Here is a 7,928-nt window from a genome sequence, read left to right as displayed (position 1 = left end):
TCGGGTCCCTGATTGAATTCCGTGCACGGCCGACGCGCGGGAGTCGGCGCTAAGCAGTCCTTACGATGGTGCAGCGCCTTAGTGAACACAGATTCCGACATAATCAAGCCGTGAAACGGCTTCGATCCATTTCGGGCATTACCTATAGAGGTCTTATGTTTTCAAGGTGACCAAGGACGTTGATCCGGTACAAACAATGACATGCAATCGCCTATTCGCACTTTGCCTGGCCGTTCAACCCAGGCCGTCACGCCTCTGCGGCCCTGTGCCGCAGATTTGAATAATGCACCATAACCGGGGGAAACGGCCTCTATTTCACGCCCTGGCAGGACACAGGGGCGGTTTTCCATATCAACGGTGATGGTTAAGCCCCCCTCGGCCTGCAGCCGAGAGCTTGGCGGTATGTGGGTAAAATCCGGGATCCCTTTGAGAACCATACTTGCACCCAGCAAAGAGGGATCAAGCCCATCCAGCCGCATATCACGAGCGATCACATCCAGTTCATCAGCGCACAGAACAGAAAGCTGACGCACATTCCTTATCTCAGTGCCGTTCGAGTACAGGTCCCTGACCCGCGAACACGACGCCCGGGTATGCCCCTCATGGCGTGCACCCCGGTCGCCTTCGAATTCGAGATCAAGCGCTTCGACCGCCTGTGCGCTAATAGCGCCACCAACCACTACGTGACCCAACCAGACAACCTCGGCAGCGTATTCCATTTTCCGCAGTACCGGCATTTCCTACATCACCCTCTCGCCTTGTGGGTCATAGAGAACATGCGGGTGATGTGATGGAAAGAAAAAAGACCCGAGCAACGCCCGGGTCTGTCTGGTTAAGCTGAGGGTTCAGGCTCCATGCCACCTTCGGGTGGAGACTTCTTAGCCTTGGTTTTGGGAATCGCGGTGACGCTTGGCGCGTTGCCCTCATCTGGCTTATCGCCTTCGTCATCGCTCTCACTTGGCGATTCTCCATTCATAACCCGCTTGATCTCATCTCCGGTCAGCGTCTCGTATTCGAGCAAACCCTGAGCCAGGCGTTCCCATTCCTCGTTCTTTTCGGTCAGAATCTGGTGCGCGCGCTCATAACCTTGCTGGATCAAGCGCTTCACCTCTTCCTCAATCAGCTCTTTCGTATGAGCCGACACTGAGAATCCGGCAGTATTGCCCGAATAGCCTTCGTGGGCTTCGGCATAGTCAATGTTACCGACCTTGTCCGACATACCCCAGCGCATCACCATAGCCCGCGCCAATTGGCTGGCCTGCATGATGTCGCCTGCAGGGCCATTCGAGACGTGATCTTCGCCGTATTTGATCACCTCGGCTGCCTTACCTGCCATGGTCATGGCCAGTTTCTGCTCGCACTCATCCCGGTGATAGTTCAACCGATCCATCTCGGGTAAGGACACGACCATACCCAGCGCTCCACCGCGTGGAATAATGGTCGCCTTGTATACGGGATCGCACATCGGCAATTCCAGACCAACGACGGCGTGACCGGCCTCGTGATAAGCCGTCTTCTCTTTCTGATCCTGGGTCAGCACCATCGAGCGGCGCTCGGCGCCCATCATCACCTTGTCCTTGGCGTTCTCGAAATCTTCCATGGTGACAAAACGACGACCCACGCGGGCGGCCATCAGCGCGGCCTCGTTCACCAGGTTCGCCAGATCAGCACCCGAGAAGCCGGGTGTACCGCGCGCGATGATACGCAGATCAACATCTGGACCCAAAGGCGTCTTCCGCGCGTGCACGCCCAGTATTTTCTCACGGCCTTTGATGTCAGGGTTGCCGACAGTCACGTTGCGGTCAAACCGGCCCGGACGCAGCAGAGCCGGGTCAAGAACATCCTTACGGTTGGTCGCGGCCAGAATGATCACACCTTCGTTGGCCTCGAACCCGTCCATCTCTACCAGCAGCTGGTTGAGGGTCTGTTCACGTTCGTCGTTACCGCCGCCATAACCAGCACCACGATGACGTCCCACGGCGTCAATCTCGTCGATGAATACGATGCATGGCGCATTCTTCTTGGCCTGTTCGAACATGTCGCGCACACGGGATGCACCTACACCCACAAACATCTCGACAAAGTCTGAACCCGAGATGGTGAAGAACGGCACGCCCGCCTCACCCGCAATCGCGCGGGCCAGCAGCGTTTTACCGGTCCCCGGAGGGCCAACGAGCAACGCTCCTTTTGGAATCTTGCCACCCAAGCGGCTGAACTTCTGCGGGTTGCGCAGGAATTCAACGATTTCTTCCAGTTCTTCCTTGGCCTCATCAATGCCGGCGACGTCGTCAAAGGTTACGCGCCCATGCTTTTCGGTCAGCATCTTAGCCTTGGATTTGCCAAAGCCCATCGCGCCGCCTTTGCCGCCACCCTGCATCCGGTTCATGAAATAGACCCAAACACCGATCAGCAGCAGGAAGGGCAGCAATGTGATCAGGAACGACTGGAACCCTGACTGCTGCTGTTTCACAGCCTCAACAGGGATGTTTTTGTCGATTAGCAGCTTAGTGACCTCGGCATCGGCGGGTTTGATCGTAGTGTAACTGGCGCCGTTCTGAGTCGAATAGCGAATCTGCTCACCGTCCAGCGTGACTTTGTTGACCTCACCACTTTCAACGGCGGACACAAAATCAGAATAGGTTTTTTCATTGCCCTGAAGCGACCCGCTGGGTCCGCTGAACAGGTTGAACAGTGCAAGGATCAGTAGAAACAGAACGACCCAGAAGGCGATGTTGCGAGCGTTGCCCAAGGAAAATCTCCCGAAAGGTTTCGGCAGGTGGGGACCTGCCGGAGTTACCCCTTAAAATAGAGAGGATTGTGGCAGGTTCAATGCGATAAAATCAAAGCCGCAAAGTCAGACCTTTCTGGCAGCAATTCGACGCGCCATTCATTCGCAAAACTGGCCAAAGGTGCCGCCAAAACCGTATCACCAGCCCAAACGGCGGGTGTCGACAATACTGCTGTACGGGGTTTGCCTGTGGAGCGCCAATTTTCGAGCTGCAGAATTCCATCTTCACCCAACGCCCGAATTTCAGCATCTGCATGATTTGGTCCAGATACGATCCAGCGGCGATCCCATGGTTCAAGCGGTCGTGCGCGTTGATCCCTGATGGCGTTTAGCTCTCTGCAAATCCAAGTTTTTTTGCCTTCTGGAACCAGAATACAGCCCCCGAGCGTCGTCGTCTGGCCAGAAGAGATCGCATCCATCACTTGGTCCACCGCGTTGTGACGCGGAGGATAGCCAGCGCCAGCAATCCACAAGACAGACGCAATCACCAAACGCCGGCGAATTTCCTCGGGTAAAGTTTCGAAATCACCGCGGTCGAGACACAAATCGCCATCCGACACCTGGATGCATCTGACAGCGGATTCCTGCGTGTAGCGTGCCAGAGCCTCACGCGCTTGTGCCATATTTTCAGCAACCCTTGACAAGTTCTCTGCGGTGATGCCGATCTGATCCAACCCGGATAGGACCTGACGCGCCTTGATCCGATCAAAGCGATGGTCCTGATTCGAGGGGTCATCAATCCAAGAAATGTCTTGCGCGGTCAGATAGTCTCGTAAGCGCTCACGTGTCGTGGTTAGCAATGGGCGCAATAGGGCTATCTCCCCTTCTTTGCGCGACCCGGACATTGCTGAAAGGCCTGAAACGCCCGCTGCGCGCGCCAACCGCATCAGAACGGTTTCGGCCTGATCGTCTGCGGTATGACCCAGTGCGATTGCCTGCAACCCCTTGGCCTTGGCCCAGGCGCCAAGCAGTCGATATCGCGCACGCCGCGCCTGATCTTGCAGATTACCGGCTCTGTCCCAACCTTGCCATTTCAGTATTTCATGAGGGATACCCCAGCGCTGCGCCAGTGCCGCGGCAGCCAGAGCTTCCGAGGCTGATTCAGGTCGCAATCCATGATCGACCGTTGACGCATATAGTTCCAATTGCTCTTGCTGTGCTATGTCCGCCAACAAACGCATGAGGGCAGTCGAATCACTGCCCCCTGAAACCGCCACACCCAGCCGACATGGTAGCGGGTCCGGCAAGCGCGCCCGCACTTCAGCCCGAAGCGTATCGGCGTCAATGTTCAAGAACAGCCCAGCGTTGCCATTTCCTGCACGGCCGAAGCCGCTGGTGCCGAGGTCGGGAACCGCACACCAACTTCGCCGAGTGTAATGCAGGCCTGATCTGTTTGACCCAATTGTCCAAGCGCCGCGCCCAACTCGAACAAAGCCTCGGGGGCCAGGGGGCCTTCGGAATCGCCTGTGAAACTTGCCAAGAACGCGCGTGCAGCTTCCCGGGTATCACCCACCCCTTTAAGCGCCTGCCCGCGCCGCAAATTAGCCTGACTCGCCAGCGGGCTACCGGGATAAGACAGGTCGAACTGCGCAAACAGATCGGCAGCAGTTTGGAAATCCCCATCCGCCAATGCCTGTGAAGCAGCGTCAAAATCCGCCTGCTCACCCACAGCAAGTTCACCTTGATCTGTGTCCGAGGGTTGCGTCGGCGTTGGTGAAGGAGCTACCGCAACTTCCGTTTGTGTCTCACCGCCCAGTGTGGTGGTTTCGCCCAATGTGCTCAGGTCTCCGCCTTCAAGCTCAACCAGACGGAACTCCAGATCACCAATCCGGTTCGTGCCGTCGGTGACGATATTCTGCACCCGCTGGTTCAACTGCTCGGTTTGGCGCGTCAGACGCTGCAACTCGGCCTCGATCGCGTCGACACGTTCCAGAACGGAACTGCCGGACAGGTTCGGCGCGGGCGAGCCTGTGGTCGAAAACTCGCGCTTGAGACGCTGGATTTCAACATGCAGCACGGTCAGTTCCTGACGGATATCCGCCAGCGTCTGCTGATCCTGTGCTTGTGCCACACCAGCGACGGCCACAACCGCCGCCAGAACCAATCCTGCAAATCGCATCATCTTACCCCAAGGTTGAGCCGGTCAGCACCGTCACCGCGCGGCGGTTTTTGGAATAGCAATCCTCGGTGCTGCAAATTTCGATAGGGCGTTCCTTGCCATAACTGACGGTGGTCAATCGGTTGCCCGCAACTCCGCGCGAGATCAAATATTCCCGAGCTGCGTTTGCGCGACGGGCGCCAAGCGCAAGGTTGTATTCGCGCGTGCCCTGCTCGTCCGCGTGGCCTTCGATGTTGGCGACAAAATCCGGGTTGGCCAGCAGCCAGTCGGCCTGCCCCTGAAGAACCGTCTGCGCCTGCGGACTGAGCGTGGACTGGTCGACGGCAAACAGAACCCGGTCGCCAACTGTCTGCTGGAAATAAGCTGGCGAGCGCGGATCACTGGGAGACCCCGGAACCAGAGCACCACTGCCACCGGCACCTCCACCCAGTGCCGACGGATCGTTATTCGTACAGGCAGCAATCAGGGTCAGCACCCCGATAGCCGCGGCTTTGCTCAACAGTTTCATCTCAAGTGCCTCGTGTTTCGTTGTTTATTGCCGCGCTTCTATCACATTGCGGGTTTGTTGTGAACTTTACCCGCTGCCTGTTCCGATCAATTCTGCAGTGGTCCCCAAGACGGGTCGCTACCCCCATCCGGTGTTCGCACAGGACGCAGGTTCCTTCCCGAAATATCCACGGAGTAAAGCGTCGATCGACCGCCCGCGCCTTGTGTTTCGCGGGTGAACATGATGACCCGCCCGTTCGGTGACCAGGTGGGACCTTCGTCTAGGAAAGAAGCGGTCAGAAGACGCTCTTCACTGCCGTCGGTGCGCATAACGCCGATGTGAAAGCGGCCCTTATTCTGCTTGGTAAAGGCAATCAGGTCACCACGCGGAGACCAGACCGGCGTGCCATAGCGCCCCTGCCCGAAACTGATCCGCGTCGCCTCGCCGCCGTTGGCGGGCATGATATATAGCTGCGGAGTGCCCGAGCGGTCGCTTTCGAACACGATCTGGCCACCATCCGGCGAATAGCTTGGTGCGGTTTCGATCGCAGGTGTGTTTGTCAGCCGCACACTTTGACCCGAGGCCAGATCCATCTTCCACAGATCCGTGTTTCCGCCCTGCGTCAGCGAATAAACAATCGAGCGACCATCGGGCGAAAAGCGCGGCGAAAAGCTCATGGTGCCTTCCTGCGTTGGCAATTCCTGCCGTTTCACGCGACCAACATCCAGCACGTAGATGCGTGGCTGACCGGTTTCATAGCTGGTGTACAGCAGCCGGTCACCGGTCGGCGAAAAGCGCGGCGCCAGCACGATGGCGGCGCTGTCAGTCAGGTACTGCACATTCGCGCCGTCATAATCCATGATCGCCAACCGCTTGCGCCGCTGATCCTTCGGGCCACTTTCCGATACGAACGCAACCCGGCTATCAAAATAAGCACCCTCACCGGTGATCCGGGTATAGACCTGATCGGCCACCTTATGCGCCATCCGACGCCAGCCGTCGGTGGTGCCGACAAACTGCAACCCATTGCCCAGTTCCTGACCCGAGAATACGTCCCACACCCGGAACCGAACCGTCAGCCGTTTGCCCGAAACATTGACCGCCCCTGTCACCAATGCTTGCGCGTTTATCGCCTTCCAGTCGGCAAACTGCACCGGGGCATCAAAACTGCTGACCCGGCTGATGAACGCATCCGATGAGATTTCGCGAAACAGGCCCGTTCCCGTCAGGTCCGACACGATCACGCGCGATATATCCTGAGCGTATTGTGCCGCAGAAGGCCCATCCGGCACAAAACTCGGCACCGCAAACGGCATCGGCTCGATGATCCCTTCATCGATTTCCAAGCGCAACGGGCCACTCTGAGCATAGGCCGAGGTCGAAAGAAGAGTCAGGCCAACGAAGAGGCTGGTCAGAAGTTTCATCATTTGATCCGCATCCTCTCGGGATTGAAGGTAATCTCAATATCCTGCCATTGATCGTATTTGTCAGCAGGCAGGTCGTATCCTTTGGCGCCACAGCGTAAAATCGCGCGCCGCGCTGCCTCGTAGGCTTGTTTTGCCGAAGCGGCCGAGCCGCCGGTACTGTCCAGCAGCTGCAGGCTGCCACCGACCACTTTACCGTCCCGGGTAAGCGAGAACCCAACGACGACGACAGTTTCCAGCGCATCCGTCGACAGAGATCCGACATTCCAACACCGCGACACGGCAACCCTCATCGCATCTTTCTCGCCGCTGGTAAGTGGAGGACCCGAAGGTTCGGTACCATTCCCCAGCGCCTCAGCAAGCGCGTCGTTGATTGCCTGATCCTCTTGCGCGGGCTCTGGCGGAGCGGATTCAGGTGCTTCGGCAACCTCAGGCTCGGGTGGTGGCGCCGGACGGTTCGGACGCACGCGCGGGCGGGGCGAGGTGCGGGGAGCCGGGTCCTCGACCTCTTCCGCCTCGGTAACGATCTCGGGCGCGGCTTCTTCAGGAGCAGTCTGGTCCTGCTGCTCTTGCTGAACCTCAGCACCCTCATCCAAAGAGACGGGAGGGGTCTCAATGTCATCAGGTTTCGCCTCCGGCGGGGGTGGTGCAATCTGTTCAGGTGCGATCTTATCTGCGGGGCTCGGTTCCGCCTCGGGACCCGGAGGAACCGGAAGCGCCGCCACCTCGGGCTCGGGCTGTTCAAGCGTCGGGGGCTGTTCGATCAGCTCAGGCTCGGGCTGTAATTCTACCTCCTCGGGCTCCACCTCAGGCTCGGGTTCCGGCTCTGGCTGGGCAACCGGTTCCGGCTCTGGCTGTTCTTCCGGTGCTGGGTCCGGCGTATCAATCTCGTCCGGCTCTGTGGGTTGTTGTAATTCAGCCGGGTCAGTCGGCACCTCTGGTGCCTCCCGTTGGGCGGTCATTGCCGCAAACTGCTCAGACGATATCACGGTGACATCCTGCACTGCCATCGGCAACGGCTCGGACCGGAAGGTCCCTCCGAACAGCGCCCAGCTGATCAGGCTGACATGCGCAATTGCCGAAATCTTGGTGCCGGTCTCCACCGCGCGA

General features: G+C 58.3%; 7 protein-coding genes. All 7 read right to left on the bottom strand.

Annotated elements, in window-relative coordinates:
• Positions 1-161: 161 nt before the first annotated feature.
• Positions 162-737 (bottom strand): MOSC domain-containing protein, encoded by a 576-nt coding sequence (locus G7G_RS0102985; protein WP_010438171.1) that lies wholly within the window; start codon positions 735-737, stop codon positions 162-164.
• A 95-nt stretch (positions 738-832) separates the two neighbouring features.
• Positions 833-2,749, bottom strand: coding sequence for an ATP-dependent zinc metalloprotease FtsH (gene ftsH, locus G7G_RS0102980; RefSeq protein WP_010438169.1), 1,917 nt, complete (start codon positions 2,747-2,749; stop codon positions 833-835).
• 77 nt (positions 2,750-2,826) lie between these two features.
• Positions 2,827-4,080: a tRNA lysidine(34) synthetase TilS gene (gene tilS / locus G7G_RS0102975; protein ID WP_010438166.1), complete on the bottom strand. Its 1,254-nt coding sequence runs from the start codon at positions 4,078-4,080 to the stop codon at positions 2,827-2,829.
• Entirely contained in the window at positions 4,077-4,907 is an 831-nt protein-coding gene (gene ybgF, locus G7G_RS0102970; protein ID WP_010438165.1) for a tol-pal system protein YbgF, read from the bottom strand. Before ybgF ends, tilS begins: the two co-directional genes overlap by 4 nt.
• 4 nt (positions 4,908-4,911) lie before the next feature.
• Positions 4,912-5,415 carry a peptidoglycan-associated lipoprotein Pal gene (gene pal, locus G7G_RS0102965; protein ID WP_010438162.1) on the bottom strand — a complete coding sequence of 168 codons (504 nt, stop codon included), beginning with the start codon at positions 5,413-5,415 and terminating at the stop codon, positions 4,912-4,914.
• Positions 5,416-5,501: 86 nt separating this feature from the next.
• Positions 5,502-6,821 carry a Tol-Pal system beta propeller repeat protein TolB gene (gene tolB / locus G7G_RS0102960; protein WP_010438160.1) on the bottom strand — a complete coding sequence of 440 codons (1,320 nt, stop codon included), beginning with the start codon at positions 6,819-6,821 and terminating at the stop codon, positions 5,502-5,504.
• On the bottom strand, positions 6,818-7,921 hold the full coding sequence (locus G7G_RS0102955) for a hypothetical protein (protein ID WP_010438157.1): 1,104 nt from the start codon (positions 7,919-7,921) through the stop codon (positions 6,818-6,820). Before G7G_RS0102955 ends, tolB begins: the two co-directional genes overlap by 4 nt.
• Positions 7,922-7,928 lie beyond the last annotated feature (7 nt).

It is taken from the genome of Ruegeria conchae (genome assembly GCF_000192475.1).
Classification (GTDB): Bacteria; Pseudomonadota; Alphaproteobacteria; order Rhodobacterales; family Rhodobacteraceae; genus Ruegeria; species Ruegeria conchae.
This window is presented reverse-complemented; position numbering and strand designations above follow the sequence as displayed.